We start from the raw sequence: 17,907 nt of genomic DNA, 5'->3' as shown, positions 1-17,907 counted from the left end.
GGAGTACTTTATTTTTAATTTTTAGGTGTTGTCGTGCAATAATATTTGAGTACAAAACTGACAAAAACATCGAAACGGTGTTTTTCTACTCAAATGACATATTGCACTGTAATCAGGGGCTGCGTGGCGAGTGCGGGTCTGGCATTGTTGTTGCCAACACTGTCCTTCGCCACCGAATTGCGTTTGTCCGACGCTTTGAGCCTGGCCACCAGCATTCACCCCACCGTCAAAGCCAAACAGGCTGAACTGCAGGCGGCTCAAGGGGATCTGGAAACAGCCCGATGGTCCCGTTACCCGACCGTGAGCACCGAGGCCACAGCAGCGGGAGGACGGCCTCAAGGGGCTCTGTTGGTGCAGCAACCCTTGTGGGCCGGCGGCAAAATTGACGCCCAAAATCGGCTGGCCCAAGCCAACGTGACGTTGGCTGAGGCGGGTTTGCAGGAAGCGCGCATCAGCCTGATGCAACAAACAGGGACACAGTTTTTCGATGCGCTGCGCTGGCGTGAACGCTTGAGCGTTGCGAAAAAAAATGAAGCCGAACACCGCAAATTGTTGGCATTGATTGAGCGCAGGGTGGGCTCTGAGGTCAGCCCCATGGCCGACCAAGTTTTGGCCAATGCGCGATTGCAGCAAGCGGTGTCCGAACGCATCCAGTTTCAGCGGTCGTTGCAAACGGCGGAGCTGGCCTTGCAGCAATTGGTCGGGGAACCCCCAAGTGTTTTGCGTCCGCCCAAAACACTGGGCTGGCAAGTGCAGAGCGAGGGCATTGCCATCGAAACGGCCAAGTCCAGCTCTGCCGAGTTGTTGCGCCTGCGGACGCAGCAGTTGGTCTCACAGGCTCAAATTGACATGGCCGAGGCTGCCGTTTACCCGACGCTGGCGTTGGCCCATCGGCGTGCTTTGGGGTCGAGCGACAACGGCACAGACCCCAGTCGCACCTATCTGGCCTTGCAGTTTTCGCCAGGCCCTGGCTTGTCCGCGCGCAGTGCCGTGGCCGCCGCACGTTCAAGACTGGAAAACAGCATGCAAAACGCGGTCGTTTACGAGCGACAACTGGAGCAACAGGTGCGCACCGCATTGGCCGATCTGGAGGCCTTGACGCAGCAAGTCGAGCCCGCCCAGCAATTGGTGTCGGCCACCGAAGAGGTGGTGGCGTCTTACTTGCGCCAATACCAGATTGGCAAAAAGAATTGGCTGGATGTTCTGAATGCCGTGCGAGAGAGTGGGCAAGCGACTTACAGCGCCGTGGATGTGGCCACCAGCGCCCAATCTGTGCAGCTTCGACTGATGCTGCTGACCGGGCAATTGAGCGCGCAAAACCTGACGATGATTTATGACTGAAACCACCCCATCGACCAGTGTGATGCTGGACCACCCCTTGGCCTCGACCCTGTCTCGCCTGGCGGGCTTGTTGGGACAGGCCGTCCCCACGCACCGTTTTGGCATGATGGGTCAAACGGCAGAAGGGGTGGACGTTGCAAGCCTGACACGGGAAGACCGTCTGAAAGCCTGGTGGTTGGGCCGTTTTCCGATGGCTCAGATCGAGGAAGTGGCCCTGGATGCCTTAGGCCCGACGGATTTCCCGGTCCTTTGGTTGTCGCCCGATGCCCAGCAGATCTTGTTGGTGCGCGGCGGGTCCACCCGGGCCAGCTTGACCTGCCAAGATGGTGAGGGTGCCACCCACATGCTGGACAGGTCCATGGCCAGAACGGGCCGGTTTTTGCAGTTGACGTGTCAGCCTGCCCGCCCGGGGGAGTCGGCGCATGAAGCCATGACGGCCACCGAGTGGTTTGCCGCCTCGATCCGTCGCTACCGTTCGGTTTTCTTCGAAGCGGTTGTGGCCACTTTCGTCATCAGTTTGGTGGGCCTGGTGGCAGGCTTGTATTCCATGCAGGTCTACGACCGCGTGATTCCCACCAAGGGCTATTCCACCTTGTGGGTGCTGACCATTGGCGTGGGGGTGGCCATTCTGATTGAGTTGGTGCTCAAACAGGTGCGCGCCTACATGGTGGACCGTGCCTGCAAGGTCATTGACCAAGAGCTGTCGGCGGTCTTTTTCGGCAAGGCCCTGGACATCCGAATGGATGCCCGGCCGCGCACTGTGGGCACTTTTGCATCGCAAATCCGGCATTTCGAGTCGGTCCGTAATTTTTTGACTTCTTCGAGTCTGTTCATCATGGCCGACTTGCCGTTTGCCATTTTGTTCGTCGGCGTGATCGCCATCATCGCAGGCCCGGTCGCCTTGGTGCCGTTGGTGTCGGTGCCCTTGGCGGTGTTGGCTGGCTTGGCCTTTCAGGGGCCCATTGCCCGCCACACCGGCTTGCACATGAAGGAATCCAATGAAAAAAATGGCTTGTTGATCGAAGCCATCGATGGCATTGAGTCGGTCAAGGCAGCCAATGCCGAGTGGAAAATGCTGGAACGCTGGCGTGCCATGACCGTGAGCATTGCGGACAGCGAACTGAAAATGCGCATGTTCTCCAGCTTGTCGGGCAACCTGACGCAGACCATTCAGCAGCTCAGTTATGCCGGCATGGTCGCGGCGGGTGCTTACGCGATCAACTCGGGCGAGTTGACCATGGGGGGCTTGATTGCTTGCTCCATCATTTCGGGGCGGGCCTTGACACCGGTGGCCCAGCTGCCCAGCCTGATTGTGCAGTGGCAGCACGCCAAGATTGCCCTGAAGTCGCTCGACGGCATCATGGCCATGCCCAGCGACCGTCAACCGAGCGAACGTTTGGTGGTGCCCGAGTTGTGTCGCGGCGAGCTCAAGATGAGCAAAGTCGGCTTTGCCTATGCCAAGGATATTCCGGGCCTGGAAGTTCCCTCCCTGACGATTCAACCCGGCGAGCGGATCGCCATTTTGGGCCAGGTGGGCTCGGGCAAGACCACGTTGGTCAAACTTTTGTCCGGACTCTACAAACCGACGCAGGGCCATGCTTACCTGGACGGCGTGGACATGATGCAACTGGCCCCTGAGTTCGTGCGTGAGCATGTGGGCTACTTGCCGCAGGACGTGCGTTTGTTCAATGGCACGCTGCGGCACAACCTGACGCTGGGTTTGCCGTTGCCCAGTGACAGTCAGATTTTCAAAGCTGCGGCGATGACGGGGCTTGACCAGGTGATTCAGAACCACCCGCAGGGTCTGGAGCTGGAGATCGCAGAAGGTGGTCGCGGTTTGTCCGGTGGCCAACGCCAGTTGGTGGGCTTGACGCGCATGTTGCTGGCCACACCGAAAGTGTTGTTGCTGGATGAGCCGACCGCCTCGATGGACGCCAAGCTTGAGCAGCGGGTCATGCAGCACCTGTTTGAGCACATGCCTGCGGACTCGACCGTGGTGGTGGTGACGCACAAACCTTCCGTCTTGTCTTTTGTGGGCCGTATTTTGGTGGTCGACAAAGGCAAGGTGGTGCTGGATGGTCCGCGCGACGAGGTTCTGAACCGATTGCGCCAACCGCCTGCTGTCGGCCCGGTGACCCCGGCCCAGGCGGTGCCTTTGACTGGAGCGATGGCATGAAGATTTTTTGGTTTTTGGAGCCGGCGCAGTCCAAGGGGCGGCGTGACGATTTGAGCGGTGTGTTGAGTCATGCCCGCTGGGCCCTGTGGTCCCTGTTGCTGACATTCCTGGCATTTATCACTTGGGCGTACTTTGCAGAAATTGACCAAATCACCCGTGCACCGGGCTCGGTCATCTCCAGTGCGCGTTCGCAAATCATCCAGTCGCAAGACGGCGGGGTGATTGAAGAGCTGATGGTCAAGGAAGGCGATGTGGTGCAGCGTGACCAGGTGCTGGTCAAAATTGATGGCACCCGTCAGCAATCGAGCTATCTGGAGACCCGGGCCAAAGGCGCTGCCTTGGCCATCACGGTAGCCCGCCTGCAAGCCGAAGTGCTGGGCAGCTCGCCGCGCTTCCCGCCAGAAGCCAAGGCCTACCCGGAGTTCCGGGAGACGCAGGTGATGCTGTTCAGAAAACGCCAGGCTGCGATCAAGGACGAACTGAAGTCCTTTGAAAACATCAAAGCCATTGTGCAAAAAGAATTGCAGATGACCCGTCCGCTGTTGAAAACCGGCGACGTGAGTGCCACCGAGGTGTTGCGTCTGGAGCGTCAGGTGGCTGACATGCAAGCTCAGATCACCAACCGGAAAAACAAGTACTTTCAGGACACTCAGGCTGAATTGAGCAAAGCGCTGGAAGACTTGGCGGGCGTCCAGCAGGTCATGGCCCAACGCAAAGACCAGTTGACCCAGACCGAGTTGCGGGCACCTTTGCACGGCATTGTCAAAAACGTCCGCGTCACCACCCGGGGGGGCGTGATCCGTCCGGGCGAAGAGGTGATGCAGATTGTCCCGCTGGAAGACGACTTGGTGATCGAGGCCAAGGTCAGCCCCGCTGACATCGCTTTCATCAAGGCGGGCATGAAAGCCACAGTCAAAATCGATGCCTACGATTACACGGTGTATGGCGATTTATCGGGCACCTTGTCCTACATCAGTGCCGACACCCTGACCGAAAACCTGAATGTGCAGCAGGGTGAAAAGCCTTATTACCGTGTGCAGGTGAAGACGGATGGCCGCCGTTTCAGCGGCCGTCCAGATCAAAAGCTGGACATTCAGCCGGGCATGACCAGCACCGTCGAGATCAAGACGGGGACCAACACCGTGCTCAAATACTTGGCCAAACCGGTGGTCAAAACCCTGAACCAGTCGCTCGGCGAGCGTTGAACGATGACCCGGAGACGGACCGTCCGCAACAAGCGGTCCGTGCTCTGGGATAATCGACAACATGAGCGGCAATACCTTTGGACATCTTTTTTCGGTCACCAACTTTGGTGAATCCCACGGCCCGGCCATTGGCTGCGTGATCGACGGTTGCCCTCCGGGCATGCCCTTGAGCGAGGCCGACATCCAGCCCGATCTGGACCGTCGCCGCCCCGGCACCAGCAAATTCGTCACCCAGCGCAACGAACCCGATGTGGTGCAAATCCTGTCGGGCGTGTACCAGGGGCTGACCACCGGCACCCCGATTTGCCTGCTCATCAACAACACCGACCAGCGCAGCAAGGATTACGGCGACATCCTGCAAACCTTCCGCCCGGGCCATGCCGATTACACCTATTGGCGCAAATACGGCCTGCGCGACCCGCGTGGCGGTGGCCGCTCGTCGGCGCGCCTGACCGCTCCCATGGTGGCGGCGGGTGCGGTCGCCAAAAAATGGCTCAAGGAAAAGTTTGGCACCACGTTTGTGGGCTGCATGACCCAGATCGGCGACGTGCCGATTGGCTTTGAGAGCTGGGACCATGTGCCGAACAACCCGTTTTTTGCCCCGGTGGCCGATGTGTCGGCGCTGGAGGATTACATGAACGCGCTGCGCAAGTCGGGTGATTCGTGTGGTGCGCGTTTGCGCGTGGTGGCCCGTGGCATGCCTGTGGGCCTGGGTCAGCCGCTGTTTGACAAGATCGACGCCGACATCGCGTTCGCCATGATGGGCATCAACGCGGTCAAGGGCGTGGAGATTGGCGCGGGCTTTGGCTGCGTCACGCAAAAGGGCAGTACGGCGGGTGACACGCTCACGCCTGAGGGTTTTGTGGGCAACAACGCAGGCGGCGTGCTCGGCGGTATCAGCACTGGGCAGGACATCGAGGTGTCGATCGCGGTCAAGCCGACCAGCTCGATTTTGATCGCGCGCGAGTCGATCGACTCGAATGGCCAGCCGACCGAAGTCATCACCAAAGGCCGTCACGACCCGTGTGTGGGCATTCGGGCGACGCCCATTGCAGAAGCCATGCTGGCCTTGGTGGTGATGGAGCATGCGCTGCAGCACCGCGCCCAATGCGGTGATGTCGAGCATGTCTTGGCCCCGATTCCAGCTTCCAAAGCCTGATGCCTGTGCTTGTCGGCGCGAGCCCCTGCTTGCGAATGTCCGCGCTTGTGTGCGTGCAGCTTCGGCCGCAGGCGCTGTGTCCTGTCGAACCCGGGGCCGTGCATCGGAGTGCCCATGGCTGATCGCCGTCCGCTGCTGCCCTTTGCCGCGCTGTCGGCCAGTTACTTTGGCCACATCGGTTTTTTCAACCCCTATTTGCCGCTGTGGCTGCAGAGCCTGGGCCTGAGTCTGCTGACCATCAGCTTGCTCACGGCCGTGCAGGCGGGCACGCGTTTGTTTGCGCCTTATGTCTGGGGGGCCATCAGTGACCGCACGGGTGAGCGTGTCAAGTTGCTGCGCATTGGGGCGGGCGTGGCGTTTGCCACGGCCTGTTTGCTCTTTGCAGATTGGGGACCGCTGGGCCTGGCCTTGGTGTTGCTGGTCATGTTCACCCACACCAGCGCCATGATGCCCATGAGCGAGGCGACCATGGCGCATTTGGTCAGCCGGGGCGGGGCTTTCGACACCAAACGCTATGGCCGGGTGCGGTTGTGGGGCTCCATGGGTTTTTTGGTCACGGTGTTTGTGGCCGGGGCCTGGTTCGAGGCTTTTGGCATGCGCCACTTTCCGGCCTGGACGGTGCTCACCTTGGGGGCGGTGCTGCTGAGTGTGTGGTGGATGCCCGACCTGAAAGAGGCCGAGCACCACAGTGATGTGCATGCGCCCGTGTGGCCCGTGCTGCGCCAAAAGCCGGTGTTCTGGTTTTTCACCTCCACGTTTTTTCATGTGCTCTCGCACATCGGGGTGTACGTGTTTTTCTCGCTCTACCTCGATTCGCTGGGTTACAGCAAGACCATGATTGGCGTGCTGTGGGCCGTGTCGGTGGCGGCCGAGATCGCCTGGTTTTTCAGCCAGTCGCGCTGGTTGCCGCGCATGCCCCTGACGGGTTGGCTGGTGTTGTGCTCGGCCGTCATGGTGCTGCGCATGGGGCTGACGGCTGCGTGGGCCGATGTGCTGTGGGTCCTGCTGCTCGCGCAAACCTTGCACGCCATCACCTTTGCCACGCACCATACGGCTTGCATTGCCCTGATTTCGCACCATTTTCCAGGGCGCTTGCGTGGGCGCGGGCAGGCGCTGTACACCGTGATTGCCTACGGTTTTCCGGGCGTACTGGGTGCATTGCTGGGCGGGCTGATCAGCGAGCGCTGGGGCTTGCAAACGGTGTTTGGGGTCAGCGTGTTGACGAGCATGGTCGCCACAGCGGCGGCTTACAAAGTCTGGCGCTTGCAGCACCCGCGCAGTCTCCCGGTGGCCTGAACGCTGCGAACCCCGGATTGGCTCCGAACCTGAACGCCCATGCCCCAAACTTGTATGCCTGCGTTCGTGTGTCCTGATTTTTTACCCCCCGATCTGCGCGAGTCGCTGGCCGGAGCCACACGCCTGCACACCAACCGAGACGGTATTTGCATGGTCTGGCACGCCTGGGGTTGGCCTTCGCAGCCGGCGGTGGTCTTGCTGCACGGCGGCAGCGGCAGCTGGACGCACTGGGTGCGCAACATTGCCCCTTTGCAGGCTGCTGGCTGGCGTGTTTTGGTGCCTGACTTGCCCGGTTTTGGCGACTCGGATTTGCCGCCCGCTTGCACGGATGCAGATGCTTTGCCCCCCCACCTGCACGCGGGCTTGCAGCAGCTGAAAGCCCGTGGTGCGTGTGGCGACTCAGTGCGTCTGGTGGGGTTTTCGTTTGGCGGCATGGCCGCAGCCCTGTGGCTGGCCGCGCACCCGCAAGACGCGCAACAACTGGTGTTGGTGGGCGCCCCAGGCATGGGCCTGACGGTGCCTGAGCGCATCGCGCTCAAAGGCTGGCGGCATTTGCCCACGCCCGAGGCGCAAGACCAGGTGCATCGCCACAACCTGATGGCGCTCATGCTGCAGCACCCGCACAGCCTGGATGCCCTGGCCCTGAGCCTGCATGCGGCCAATGTGCGGCGCGACCGCATGCCGCGCAGGCGCTTGTCGTCGAGCGATATCGTGGCGACAAGCTTGCCCCAACTGCAGGTGCCTGTCAGCGCCATCTACGGCGAACACGATGCCCTGTACAAAGGACGCTTGCCCGAGTTGCAGTCAGCCATTCAAGAGGGGGCGACGCATTGGGGGCAGTGGCACACAGTGGCTGGCTCAGGTCACTGGGTGCAATACGAAGCCGCACATCATTTCAATCAGGCCTTGTCCGCTGTTTTGGGTGAAAGCCCCACGGTGCATGGACGGGCTGACAGGTCTGCCAGCTCGCCCCTGTCGGATTGAACGACTCATCCAGCCGTGGCTGCAGTTGGCGAATCGAGGCGAAGCGAGGCAAAGCACCACGGCCTCAACATCATGGTGAGCACTGCAGAACCTTGGTCGACGCCGGACACTTGCAGCCAGGCCATGAGCCATGTGCTTTCAAAAGCCCCGAACAAGGGTGCTTGAAAAATCATGCTGAACAGCGATGGGCCGACCGCCTGTGGTTTGCTCGGCTGCGGCGCTGTCCCCCTTGGAAGGTGGCAGGTATTTCGCCGAGCCTCCAGCAAGAATGTGCCAGCGCGTGGAAAATCAGAGGTGAGTTTGAAACGTTTCTGAAAGTCCGCCATGAGCACTGCCTTGAAAATCGATTTTGTTTCCGACATTGCCTGCCCCTGGTGTGCTGTGGGCTTGGGTGCATTGGAAAAAGCCCTGGAGCGCCTGCAGGGCCAAGTGCAGGCTGAGTTGCACTTTCAGCCCTTTGAGCTGAACCCGCACATGCCCCCTGGCGGGCAGGACTTGGGCGAGCACCTGACTGAAAAGTACGGCTCCACGCCCGAACAGCAGGCGCAAATTCGACAGACCATTGCGGCGCGCGGTGCCGAAGTGGGCTTTGCATTTCACCCGGGTGGTCGTGGCCGGGTCTACAACACTTTCAACGCCCACCGTCTGCTGCATTGGGCCGAAGGGGAAGGTGAGGGTGCTCAGCATGCGCTGAAAAAAGCCTTTTTGCAGGCTTATCAGGGGCGTGCCGAGTGCATGGAAGACCCCGAGGTTTTGCTGGCAGGTGTCGCTGCTGCCGGGCTGGACGTGGCGGCGGCCCGGCAGGTGCTGCAAAGTGAGGCGCACAGCGGCGAAGTGCGCGAGCGTCAGCAGTTTTACACCCAGGCCGGCATCCGTTCGGTGCCCGCCATCATCATCAATGACAAGCATTTGATCTCGGGTGGGCAGCCGGTCGAGGTGTTCGAGCAGGCCCTGCGTCGCATCGCATCGGGCGACGTGTCCTGAGCGCTGGTGCGGATCGCGCCGCAATGAGGGCTTGTCCATGAACCGTCGTGATTTTCTTCAAGGCGCTGTTGCGGCGGTGGGTTCGCTGGGCGCGTTGCCATCTGGCGCAGCCGACCCCGTGGTCGCCAAAGGGGTGGCAAAAGGAGCCCAGGCAAAAGGGGCCGAGGCTTTGGCGCAAATTTGGCGGCGTGAAGGCGGCGTGTTGATGATCCGCCATGCTGCCACTGTAGCGGGCGTCGGCGATCCTCCTGGCTTTGTGTTGGGCCAATGTTCAACCCAGCGCAACCTCAGCGACCAAGGCCGGCAGGAATCGCGCCAGTTAGGGGCGTGGATGCGTACCCAGCGGCTGCAGCCTGACGCGGTGCTCAGCAGCCAGTGGTGCCGCTGTCAGGACACCGCCCGTTTGGCTTTTGGGGCATTCGAGGACTGGTCTCCGCTCAACTCCACATTTGCCGGACAAGGCGACGCCGGTGCACAGGAGCGCGCCATGCGTGAGCGCTTGCAAAACATGCCCGCAGGCCGGCGCGAGGTGTGGGTCACCCATCAGGTCAACATGACGGCGCTGACCGACGCCTATCCTGGATTGGGCGAAGGCTTTTTGGTCGATCTCCATGGGCGATTGCTGGCGCGGGGGCGCATGCCATGACGCGTTGTCGGCTTGGCTTATCTTTTTCGCGGGTTGCCTGTGCAGCTGTTTGGCCGGTGCTGAGCACCTTGGCCACGGCCCAGGTGGGCGACAAAGTGTCGTTGGGCCATTGGGCCATCGACCGCACCGAAGTCACCATTGGCCAGTTCGCTCGCTATGTACAGGCCACGGGCACCGTGACCCGGGCCGAAAAAGAAGGGGGTGGCTTCGAGTACGGCGCAGGTTGGGAACGCCGCCCCTGGTTGGTCCTGGCGTGATCCCGACGGTCGATCCGATGGCGTACCCGCCCGCATGGATTTGCCAGCCGTGCACCTGGACTTTGCCGAGGCGCAAGCCTACTGCCACTGGGCCGCAGGGCGATTGCCCACGGGGGCCGAATGGCAAAAGGCTGGTTTTACCGAGCTGCGCGATGCGCCACCAGCACCCTGGGTCAAGGGACGAACTTACCCCTGGAGCACGGGCGACAGCAAGCAAGGTGCCAACACCAGTGACCCCGATCCTTGGCCGCGCGCAGCGCCTGCAGGGGCCACCCGCCAGGGCGTGAATGGCCTGTACGACATGGGTGCCAATGTTTGGGAGTGGACGACCGACGCCCGTGGCAACGAACGGCGCACGGTGGGCGGGTCGTGGTGGTACGGCGCATTCCAGATGAAGGCCGATGTGCAGGCCTACAAGCCAGCCGATTTTTACGCGGTCTACATCGGCTTTCGCTGCGTGTACGAGCGCCAGCCGCCGAGTGTCTTGACGCCTGCCAGCAAGGCGGCCCCATGATGGACTCCTTGCCCGAGGGCTACCGCGCTGTGGTGATCGGTGCCAGCGGGGCGATTGGCAGCGCTTTGCAGCAGCAGCTGCAAAGCGATCCGCGTTGCGCACGGGTGGTGGGCGTGTCGCGCCAAAGCACGCCAGGATTGGACCTGCTGAGCGAGCCCAGCATCCAGTTCTGTGCGCAGGCGCTCGCGGCACTGGGGCCTTTTCATCTGGTGCTGGACGCCACAGGCGGGCTCACGGTGAACGGACGCGGCCCGGAAAAGCGGCTGGACGAACTGGACGCCACACATCTGCTCAACACCTTGCATCTGAACGCGGTGGGCCCAGGTCTCTTGCTCAAACACTTCGTGCCTTTGCTCGCCTCGGGGCAGCGGGTGATTTGGGGCAAGCTGTCGGCGCGGGTGGGCAGCATCGAAGACAACCGCAAAGGCGGCTGGTACGGCTACCGCGCCGCCAAAGCCGCACTCAACATGCTGCTGCAAACCGCAGCGATCGAGGTGGCCCGCCGCAGGCCGCTGGCGGTGGTGGCGGCCTTGCAGCCGGGCACGGTGCAATCGGCTTTGAGCCAGCCGTTTGTGGGCAGCGATGCTTTGCGCCCAGATGACGCGGCCAAGCGGCTTTTGACGGTGCTCAATGCCTTGCAGCCCAGTGGGCGCGCTCAGTTTGTGGACCACCAGGGACAAGCCATCGTCTGGTGAGCCGGACAGCGAGAAGGCCGGGACCACGGTGCGCTTGTTGGATGCAGGAGATGGGGCGTCAGGGCACGCAGTAGCGCACAGCGTTGCTCAACGAAACGGGGGCGATGTGGCCCGCGGTGACGATGGTGCAGACGGCCGGTGCCAAAAATACGCAACCATCGGGCACCCGGCTGTCCACCAGTTTGCCCAGCTCCGATTGAGCCAATTGGCACAGGCTGAGCGCGTCTTTTCGGGCAAGCCAGCGCACATGCTGGGGTAATTTCTTGCGCCAGTTCAGCCCCAGTTCGCCCACCGACGCGCCGAATTCGAAGCAGTCTTCTGCGGGTGCCGCGCGCGGTTCTGGTGCGCTGGTGTCGATGTCGCACATTTTCGGCAGCGTCAATTCTTCAGCCAGGTTCGGCGGGGCGGCCCAGGTGGCATGGGGGCCGCACAAAAGCAGCGCGCTGGCCAAAGCGAGCCGAGGCAGGGTGAAAGGGGGAGATGTCATGGGGAAAGGGCCTCAGACCACGTAAGAGAGCACCCGTTTGACCAGCAACAGGCGGTTGAAGGGTTTGAGCATGCATTCGTTCATGCCCGCTTCGATGCAGCGCGCCCATTCCTGTTTGTCGGCGTTGGCCGTGAGCGCGATCACCGGCGTCGAGCGCTGGGGTTCGGGCAGATCGTTGCGGATTTTTCGGGTCGCACTTTGGCCGTCCATCTCGGGCATCAGCAGGTCCATCAGCACGACGTCAAACCGTTCGCCATCGCGCACAGCCTCAAAGGCTTTCAGACCGTTGTCCACCCCCGTGATCTGGGCCTGCGGAAAGTGCCGCCGCAGTTGCAATGAGGCGATCTGGCGGTTCATCGGGTTGTCATCGGCGATCAGGATGCGCAGGGCTTTTTCGCAGTTGGCTTCTTCTTCCACCGTGCGTGTGTTTTCCGGCGGCAGGCAAACCGTGCACGGCAGCGTGACGTGAAAGGTGCTGCCCACGCCCACTTGGCTTTCAAAGCCGATGACGCCACCCATGGCCTCGACCAGACCCCGTGTGATCGACAAGCCCAGGCCGTTGCCCCCAAAGCGGCTGGCAATGGAGCTGTCAACTTGAGAAAAACTTTGAAACACCCGGTGTTGCAACTCTGTCGGGATGCCGATGCCGGTGTCTCGCACGGACAGACGCAGGCTGGGTGCGGCGCTGTTGTCCCCCGTTTGCAAAGCGCAGTGCAATTCGATCTCGCCTTGGGCTGTGAATTTGAGGGCATTGCCCAGCAAGTTCACCAGCACCTGGGTGAGTCGGTGGCTGTCGCCCAAAATCCAGGGTGGCACATCCTGGTCAATGCGCAGGCTGTAGCTCAAGGGTTTGGTTTCGGCCCGCCTTTTGAGCAGCTGGAAACCGATTTTGAGGGTGTCATGCAGCTGGAAGGCTTCCTTGACCACATGCAAGCGGCCTGCCTCCATTTGGGCGTGGTCCAGCAAGTCGTTGATGATGGTCAGCAGGTGTTCGCCAGAGGTCTGGATGTCTTCAATTTTCGAGCGCACATCAGGGCTCAGCCCCTTGTCGTGGTGGATCAGGTCGGCCAGTCCCATGATCGCGTTCATGGGGGTGCGCAACTCGTGGCTGACCGAGGCCACAAACAGGTCCTTTTGTTGTTGTGTCTGTTGCAGTTGCTTGTGAATTTGGCGCAGTTTGCGGCGGTGTTGTTGCATGCCTTGCAGGCGTTGTTGGCGCGCCATGCTCACACGTTGCAGCAATGCCAGTTGCATGCCAAAAATCACCAGCGCGATCATCAGGTGCCAGTGGATCAGGTTTTGGGGCAAGATTTGCAAGTCCATTTCGCCGCCCAACAAGGCATAGCCGTAAAGACCCAGGATCAACAGCCAGCCCAGCGCCATACCTGCGAGTCGTGCACGGTGGCTGTCCAGCAGCAGTGCGGGCAGTGGGGCCAGCGCCAGCCAGCTGATGGTGGCCGAATAAATGCCGCCCGTTTGCCATGTGATGCAAAAAGCTTGTGTCAGCGTCACGACTTGCAGGGCGGAGATCAAGGGGTTGAGCCTGCAGCGGGCCAGGCGCAGACCGCCCAGCACCAAGATGGCCACAATGCCCAGGCCATTGACCACCACCCCGTCGCCAAAACCCAGACCCATGGCCACCAGCGCGAACGCGGCGTACCCGATGCCCAAAATGGCCAGGAATGAAAAAAACAGCCATTCCCGTTCGCCTTGAAAAGACGGACCCAGCCAACGTGGCAATCGGGTCAGCCACATGGCAAGCGGTGTGCTGGCGCTGAAAAAACTTGATTTCATGGTTTGTTTTTAACACCAAATAACTCAAATCAGTTGATTTCCACCCATGAATGTCCATCTGGCGGCCTGCTGCTTGCCCGCGTGTGCGCTGCGGCACAATCGACCCTCATTTTCAAAAAACAAACATCAAGGCGGTTCCATGGGTTTGCAGGCGTGGTGGATTTTTGTGGTCATGACTTTTGTGGTGTCGGCCACGCCGGGGCCCAACATGCTGTTGGTGATGAGCCACGGTGCACGTTTTGGTCTGCGCGCCGCCGTCATGACCATGGCGGGCTGCATGACGGCTTTGCTGTGCATGATGAGCATTTCGGCGGCCGGTTTGGGGGCCTTGTTGCACAGCTTTCCGGCGGTGTTTGATGCCTTGCGTTATCTGGGGGCGGCTTATCTGGCCTACCTGGGCTACAAGCTGTGGAGGGCGGGTTTGTCCGGTTCGGCTGAAGAGGGGGCCAGCGTGCAGTCTTTGCCCGAACGCAGCGGCGGGTCTTTTTACCGACAGGGCCTGGCTGTGGCGGCCAGCAACCCCAAAGCCATTGTGTTTTCGGCGGCGTTCTTCCCGCAGTTCATCCAGCCCGAGTGGCCTGCGCTGCCCCAGTTTGGCATCTTGCTGGGCACCTTCACCGTGATCGAGGTGAGTTGGTACCTGATTTACGCGCTCAGCGGCCACAAGCTCTCGCGTTATTTGCAGCAAAGCCATGTGCTGAAAAATTTCAACCGGGTGACGGGTGGCGTTTTTGTTGGTTTTGCCGCTTTGATGGCAGCCAGCCGCTGAGCGAATGTGTGTGCGGGCTCGTGCATTGGGGGTTTACCCCCGGCAACTGTGCGCCAAGCTGTGGATAAGCCCATGAACAAGCCCTGAGACCCGCATGCCTGTTGGGTTGGCGGGATGTGCCTGATATTTAAGCAGTGTTTGGATTTGCATCCAGGCGGTTTCCCCGTAGGTCGGAGCTTCAGCTCCGACAAATACTGACAGACCACAAAACATGTCGGGGCTGAAGCCGCCGACCGATGCAAGCCCGTTCAGCCCAGCGCTTTGGCGATCTTGTGGCGCGGCACAGTGGTTTTGGGGCACTGGCCTTTGGGCAGTTCAAACCACTGGCGCACATCGGCCTCCACGCCAACCCCATGCATGAAGTTGTAAATGGCTTTTTTCAGGCCCTGGCCCAGCAGGTCGTGGTCCACGCCCGGGGGCATGCGGGTCGGGTCGACAAAGCCCACATCGTTTTTGGCAAACGTGCCTTCGGGCAGCGGCAGCAGGGTCACGCCGTAAGCGTCGGGATTCAGGCCCACAGGCGAGTGAACGGTGCAGACAAAGCGGTGGAAAAAGCCGCTGTGGATGCAGCCGTTTTCAAACAGCTGGCGCACATATTCGAGCGCGTCCACGGTGTCTTGCACGGTTTGCGTCGGAAAACCGTACATCAGGTAGGCGTGCACCAGCACACCCGCATCGGCAAAGCCCTTGGTGACTTGCGCCACCTGTTCGACCGAGACGCCTTTTTTCATGAGGCTCAGCAAACGGTCAGACGCGACCTCGAGTCCGCCCGACATGGCGATGCAGCCGCTTTGGGCCAGCAACTCGCACAGCTCGGGGGTGAAGGTTTTCTCAAAGCGGATGTTGCCCCACCACGAAATTTGCACGCCCCGGCGCAGCAGCTCCTCGGCCAAGGCTTTCAGGGCTTTGGGTGGCGCGGCTTCGTCCACAAAGTGAAAGCCGGTCTGGCCCGTTTCGGCCACGATCTGCTCGATGCGGTCCACCAGCGTGCTGGCCTGCGCGGTTTCGTAGCGGCTGATGTAGTCCAGGCTCACGTCGCAAAAACTGCATTTCTTCCAGTAGCAGCCGTGCGCCACGGTGAGTTTGTTCCAGCGCCCGTCGCTCCACAGCCGGTTCATGGGGTTGAGCATGTCCAGCAAAGACAGGTATTTGTGCAGCGGCAGGCCATCCCAGGTGGGTGTGCCCACGTCTTCAAAGGCGATGTCGGTCTCTTGCAGGTTGATGTACTGCACCTGGCCTGCGTCGTTGCGCAAAAAGGTGCGCTGCAGGCGCTGCGCGCTGCGCTGGCCTTGCAGGTGCTCGATCAGGCTCAGCAGCGGTCGCTCGCCACCGTCCAGCGTCACGAAATCCACATGGTCGAATACGCGGGCGTCTTTCAGCTCACGCAGCTCGGTGTTCACAAAGCCGCCGCCCAGGCCGATGCTGATGTGCGGGTGCGAGCGCTTGATGCATTGGGCGATGCGAAAGGCTGCATAGACCGAACCAGGGAAGGGCACGGACAGCAGCACCAGCTGCGGCTGGTGGCGTTCTATGGCCTGTAAGGCCAGCCGCTCCAGCGTGGTGTCGATCAGATTGGGCGGCTGGGCCAAAGCTTCGGCCAGCGCGTCAAAGCTGGGTTGGCTGGCGGCCAGGCGCTCGGCGTAGCGCACAAACTCAAAACCTTCATCGACGGCGTCGCGCAACACATCGGCCAAATCGTTCAGGTACAGCGTGGCCAAGTGACGGGCACGGTCGGTCTGGCCCAAGGCGCCAAAGGCCCAACCGATCGGGTCGCCTGTGCCGTCGTCCTCATAAGCGTCGAGTGCCGAAAAGCGCGGGCCTTCGGGCAAAAAGCCCCGGCCTGCGATGCGGTGGCTCAGCGTGCTGTCGCGGCCTTGCAAGAAGGCGATGACCGGGTCGATGCTGACGGCGTAATCGTTGAAGTGGTCGAGGAAAAAATTCACCGGGCCCGAGCGGTCTTCAACCGGTAAAGCCAGCGCCGCATCGCGCAATTCGGTCAGCCCCTTTTTGTTCAGCAAGGCCAGCACCGTGGCCAGTGCCAAGTCTTCTTGCACCGCATCGAAACCCCGCGAACGCAAAAAACCCGTCAGGTAGGCCGTGGACGGGTAGGGCGTGTTGAGCTGCGTCATCGGCGGGATGAGGCTCAGGACTTTGAAGGGGGCGGGGCTGGGCATCAGGCGGGCGGGTTACGAAACGGTGAGGTGGATTATCAACGGGCGCAGCACCCACCTGCATTTCGTCGCAGGGGTCACCGCGCACAGGGGCGTTAACATCCCGCTGCCCCAGATGCCCATGCCCGATCGACTTTTTTTCAGATGACCCCCTTGACCGAAACGCCCCCAAACGCAGCGCTTTCTTTTTCCGCCTTGATGCTGCAGCCTGACGCGCAAGCCAAACTCACCCCCGCCCAGCAGCGTTTCAATGAACTGTTGGCCCGGATTGAGGTGCTCTCGGGCCAGATTCAACGCTTGGAAGTTTGGTCAGACAAGCACCGTTACGCCCACATCCAGGCTTTGCGCGAGGCGGTGCAGCAAGCGCAGGCGCACCGCAAAAGCCTGCTGCTGTTTGTGCATGAACGCCTGCAGACGGCAGACCTCACGGTTCAGCAGCAACGCATGGCCCGCGGCAAATTGCGCAGCCTGATCGAGCAACTGGCCGCCACGGCCGACCCGCAAGTGCAGGCGCTGGCCGATGTGTACGTGAGCGAGGAGGACACCCAGGAAGCGGCCGAAGAACAGGCCGAGGCGGCGCAGCGCTTGCGCGAACGCATCGAAGAAGCTTTGGGCCAGCCCCTTGAAAAACCCGGCCAGTACCAGACGCCCGACGAGATGATGGCCGCCGGCATGCGCCAGTGGCAACGCCAGCAAGAGGCCAACGAAGAGCGCAAGGCCGCCAAGCGTGCGGCCCGAAAAGCGCAAAAACAAGCGCAAAAGAAAAGCGCTGCGGCCGAAAACGGCGAAGTACCCCCCGCAATGGGGCGCGAAGCCGATGCCAAAAGCGCCATCCGCACGATTTTTCGGCAACTGGCCAGCGCCTTGCACCCGGACCGCGAACCCGACGAACAAGAGCGTTTGCGCAAGACGGGCTTGATGAGCGAGGTCAATGCCGCTTATGAAAAAAACGACCTGACCACTTTGCTGCGCCTGCAAATGCAGGTGACGCAGGCCAACCCTCTAAACAAGGCCGGCACCGCACGCATGGCCGACGACAAACTGATCGCCATGTCTTTGTTGCTCAAGGAACAGGTGGCTGCGCTCGAAGACGACCTGGACCAACTGGAAAGACGCCTGAGCCGTGAACTGTGTGTGCCGGTGCGGGCCGATGCCGAGGAGGCGGCCCTGAGCCAGTCGCTGCAGCGTGCTCAGGCCGACCAGCGCCACACCGCAGACAGCCTGGCCGACGATGTGCGCCGTATCCAGAACGAGGCCGAACTCAAGCGCTGGCTCAAGGCCCAGTGGCAATCGGCCAAAGAACAGCACGCCTGACGCCCCGCGTCTGAATTGATCCCCCGTGCCGGGCTCTCTGCCTGGGGGGTATGGGCTTGGCGTGCCATGCGCCCAGCCTTTGTGGGCGGCGGCATTTACGAGCCCAACACTCCCC

Annotated in this window: 16 protein-coding genes; 13 read left to right on the top strand and 3 right to left on the bottom strand. The window is 61.3% G+C overall.

Annotation, left to right across the window (positions count from 1 at the left end):
* Positions 1 to 150: 150 nt before the first annotated feature.
* From B9Z47_RS12535 to B9Z47_RS12490, 11 genes are all read left to right on the top strand, one after another.
* On the top strand, positions 151 to 1,341 hold the full coding sequence (locus B9Z47_RS12535; RefSeq protein ID WP_158271678.1) for a TolC family protein: 1,191 nt from the start codon (positions 151 to 153) through the stop codon (positions 1,339 to 1,341).
* Positions 1,334 to 3,517, top strand: a complete 2,184-nt coding sequence (locus B9Z47_RS12530) for a type I secretion system permease/ATPase (RefSeq protein ID WP_199226388.1) — start codon at positions 1,334 to 1,336, stop codon at positions 3,515 to 3,517. The genes B9Z47_RS12535 and B9Z47_RS12530 overlap by 8 nt, the downstream gene beginning before the upstream one ends.
* On the top strand, positions 3,514 to 4,722 hold the full coding sequence (locus B9Z47_RS12525) for an HlyD family type I secretion periplasmic adaptor subunit (RefSeq protein ID WP_108331575.1): 1,209 nt from the start codon (positions 3,514 to 3,516) through the stop codon (positions 4,720 to 4,722). Before B9Z47_RS12530 ends, B9Z47_RS12525 begins: the two co-directional genes overlap by 4 nt.
* 61 nt (positions 4,723 to 4,783) lie before the next feature.
* A complete protein-coding gene (gene aroC, locus B9Z47_RS12520) occupies positions 4,784 to 5,881 on the top strand; it encodes a chorismate synthase (protein WP_108331574.1) in 1,098 nt (365 codons plus the stop codon).
* Positions 5,882 to 5,995: 114 nt separating this feature from the next.
* The gene (locus tag B9Z47_RS12515; protein WP_108331573.1) at positions 5,996 to 7,177 is read left to right on the top strand and encodes an MFS transporter; all 1,182 of its coding nucleotides are present in this window, start codon (positions 5,996 to 5,998) and stop codon (positions 7,175 to 7,177) included.
* 39 nt (positions 7,178 to 7,216) lie between these two features.
* On the top strand, positions 7,217 to 8,161 hold the full coding sequence (locus B9Z47_RS12510) for an alpha/beta fold hydrolase (protein WP_233253791.1): 945 nt from the start codon (positions 7,217 to 7,219) through the stop codon (positions 8,159 to 8,161).
* Positions 8,162 to 8,485: 324 nt separating this feature from the next.
* Positions 8,486 to 9,145, top strand: coding sequence for a DsbA family oxidoreductase (locus tag B9Z47_RS12505; protein ID WP_108331571.1), 660 nt, complete (start codon positions 8,486 to 8,488; stop codon positions 9,143 to 9,145).
* 37 nt (positions 9,146 to 9,182) lie between these two features.
* Positions 9,183 to 9,791: a histidine phosphatase family protein gene (locus B9Z47_RS12500; RefSeq protein WP_108331570.1), complete on the top strand. Its 609-nt coding sequence runs from the start codon at positions 9,183 to 9,185 to the stop codon at positions 9,789 to 9,791.
* A gap of 56 nt (positions 9,792 to 9,847) precedes the next feature.
* On the top strand, positions 9,848 to 10,048 hold the full coding sequence (locus B9Z47_RS18985) for a hypothetical protein (RefSeq protein ID WP_233253790.1): 201 nt from the start codon (positions 9,848 to 9,850) through the stop codon (positions 10,046 to 10,048).
* Entirely contained in the window at positions 9,993 to 10,562 is a 570-nt protein-coding gene (locus B9Z47_RS12495) for an SUMF1/EgtB/PvdO family nonheme iron enzyme (RefSeq protein WP_233253789.1), read from the top strand. Before B9Z47_RS18985 ends, B9Z47_RS12495 begins: the two co-directional genes overlap by 56 nt.
* Positions 10,559 to 11,257, top strand: coding sequence for an SDR family NAD(P)-dependent oxidoreductase (locus B9Z47_RS12490; protein WP_369912220.1), 699 nt, complete (start codon positions 10,559 to 10,561; stop codon positions 11,255 to 11,257). The genes B9Z47_RS12495 and B9Z47_RS12490 overlap by 4 nt, the downstream gene beginning before the upstream one ends.
* 58 nt (positions 11,258 to 11,315) lie before the next feature.
* On the opposite strand, the gene B9Z47_RS12485 is transcribed toward B9Z47_RS12490, so the two are convergent.
* Entirely contained in the window at positions 11,316 to 11,744 is a 429-nt protein-coding gene (locus B9Z47_RS12485) for a hypothetical protein (protein WP_146185798.1), read from the bottom strand.
* A gap of 12 nt (positions 11,745 to 11,756) precedes the next feature.
* Positions 11,757 to 13,538, bottom strand: a complete 1,782-nt coding sequence (locus tag B9Z47_RS12480; protein ID WP_108331568.1) for an ATP-binding protein — start codon at positions 13,536 to 13,538, stop codon at positions 11,757 to 11,759.
* Between the two features lie 139 nt (positions 13,539 to 13,677).
* Here B9Z47_RS12480 and B9Z47_RS12475 point away from each other — a divergent pair, with 139 nt between their 5' ends.
* A complete protein-coding gene (locus B9Z47_RS12475; RefSeq protein WP_108331567.1) occupies positions 13,678 to 14,307 on the top strand; it encodes a LysE family translocator in 630 nt (209 codons plus the stop codon).
* A 248-nt stretch (positions 14,308 to 14,555) separates the two neighbouring features.
* Here B9Z47_RS12475 and B9Z47_RS12470 read toward each other — a convergent pair whose 3' ends face one another.
* A complete protein-coding gene (locus tag B9Z47_RS12470; RefSeq protein WP_108331566.1) occupies positions 14,556 to 16,481 on the bottom strand; it encodes a radical SAM protein in 1,926 nt (641 codons plus the stop codon).
* A gap of 141 nt (positions 16,482 to 16,622) precedes the next feature.
* Here B9Z47_RS12470 and B9Z47_RS12465 point away from each other — a divergent pair, with 141 nt between their 5' ends.
* Positions 16,623 to 17,792, top strand: coding sequence for a hypothetical protein (locus tag B9Z47_RS12465; protein ID WP_108331565.1), 1,170 nt, complete (start codon positions 16,623 to 16,625; stop codon positions 17,790 to 17,792).
* The last annotated feature ends 115 nt before the right edge of the window (positions 17,793 to 17,907 follow it).

The organism is Limnohabitans sp. 2KL-1 (assembly GCF_003063435.1).
GTDB lineage: Bacteria > Pseudomonadota > Gammaproteobacteria > Burkholderiales > Burkholderiaceae_C > Limnohabitans_A.
This window is presented reverse-complemented; position numbering and strand designations above follow the sequence as displayed.